The 2018-nt window shown below is 47.6% G+C and carries 1 rRNA gene; it reads left to right on the forward strand.

The window, feature by feature from the left end:
• Positions 1-422: 422 nt before the first annotated feature.
• Positions 423-1943 (forward strand): 16S ribosomal RNA (locus ABIC84_RS27460).
• Positions 1944-2018: the final 75 nt, after the last annotated feature.

Raw genomic sequence — 2018 nt, forward strand, 5'->3', positions numbered from 1 at the left:
AAACTTTGAAAAATAAAAAATAAAAAAGTTTTGGAAATAAGAAAAGGTTTTCTACCTTTGCAGACCCAAACGGAAGGGTGCTTGAGAGAGCGAAAGAAGTTGAGGCTGAGCGAGTTCAGTCAATAAGAGAAGGAAGAAAGTTAACGATGGTTAATGAGTAAAACAAAAGAGCCGGAAGCGATTTTCGGGGAAACAAACTGACAAGTTAAGCAATGCGAATTGCGACGACATAATAGCTGATTCGGATGATGAAGCGGAAAAGTTCTTTTAAGAAATGGAAATCATGTAGCGTAACGGGAGATTAACCAAAGCTAAGGCTGAGGAAGATTGAAGAGTTACAAAAAGAAGAGAGACTGTATAAAGATATAATAATACAGATTCTATTAATTAATAATAGGGTCAGTGGTTAAACAAAACATTTTACAATGGAGAGTTTGATCCTGGCTCAGGATGAACGCTAGCGGCAGGCCTAATACATGCAAGTCGGACGGGATTTGGGAGCTTGCTCCTAATGAGAGTGGCGCACGGGTGCGTAACACGTATGTAACCTACCTTGATCAGGGGGATAGCCTCTCGAAAGAGAGATTAAGACCGCATAACATTATGCTGTGGCATCGCAGGATAATCAAATATTTATAGGATCAAGATGGGCATGCGCAACATTAGCTAGTTGGTGTGGTAACGGCATACCAAGGCGACGATGTTTAGGGGATCTGAGAGGATGACCCCCCACACTGGTACTGAGACACGGACCAGACTCCTACGGGAGGCAGCAGTAAGGAATATTGGTCAATGGACGGAAGTCTGAACCAGCCATGCCGCGTGCAGGAAGACGGCCCTACGGGTTGTAAACTGCTTTTGCAGGGGAATAAACCTCGATACGTGTATCGAGTTGAATGTACCTTGAGAATAAGGATCGGCTAACTCCGTGCCAGCAGCCGCGGTAATACGGAGGATCCAAGCGTTATCCGGATTTATTGGGTTTAAAGGGTGCGTAGGCGGCTTTTTAAGTCAGGGGTGAAAGACGGTAGCTCAACTATCGCAGTGCCCTTGATACTGAAGAGCTTGAATGTACTTGAGGTAGGCGGAATGTGACAAGTAGCGGTGAAATGCATAGATATGTCACAGAACACCAATTGCGAAGGCAGCTTACTAAAGTATGATTGACGCTGAGGCACGAAAGCGTGGGGATCAAACAGGATTAGATACCCTGGTAGTCCACGCCCTAAACGATGAACACTCGATGTTGGCGATATACGGTCAGCGTCTAAGCGAAAGCGTTAAGTGTTCCACCTGGGGAGTACGCCCGCAAGGGTGAAACTCAAAGGAATTGACGGGGGCCCGCACAAGCGGAGGAGCATGTGGTTTAATTCGATGATACGCGAGGAACCTTACCCGGGCTTGAAAGTTAGTGAATGTGACAGAGACGTCACAGTTCTTCGGAACACGAAACTAGGTGCTGCATGGCTGTCGTCAGCTCGTGCCGTGAGGTGTTGGGTTAAGTCCCGCAACGAGCGCAACCCCTATGTTTAGTTGCCAGCATTTAAGGTGGGGACTCTAAACAGACTGCCTATGCAAATAGAGAGGAAGGAGGGGACGACGTCAAGTCATCATGGCCCTTACGTCCGGGGCTACACACGTGCTACAATGGATGGTACAGAGGGCAGCTACCTGGCAACAGGATGCCAATCTCTTAAAGCCATTCACAGTTCGGATCGGGGTCTGCAACTCGACCCCGTGAAGTTGGATTCGCTAGTAATCGCGTATCAGCAATGACGCGGTGAATACGTTCCCGGGCCTTGTACACACCGCCCGTCAAGCCATGGAAGCTGGAAGTGCCTGAAGTGCGTAACCGCAAGGAGCGTCCTAGGGTAAAGTCGGTAACTGGGGCTAAGTCGTAACAAGGTAGCCGTACCGGAAGGTGTGGCTGGAATACCTCCTTTCTGGAGCAGTATCTCTGATTGACTCGGAACTGTTACCTACATGATATTTCTTAAAACACAAAAAAAAGACAAAAG

This window comes from Mucilaginibacter sp. 3215 (assembly GCF_050433785.1).
In the GTDB taxonomy this organism is placed as follows: domain Bacteria; phylum Bacteroidota; class Bacteroidia; order Sphingobacteriales; family Sphingobacteriaceae; genus Mucilaginibacter.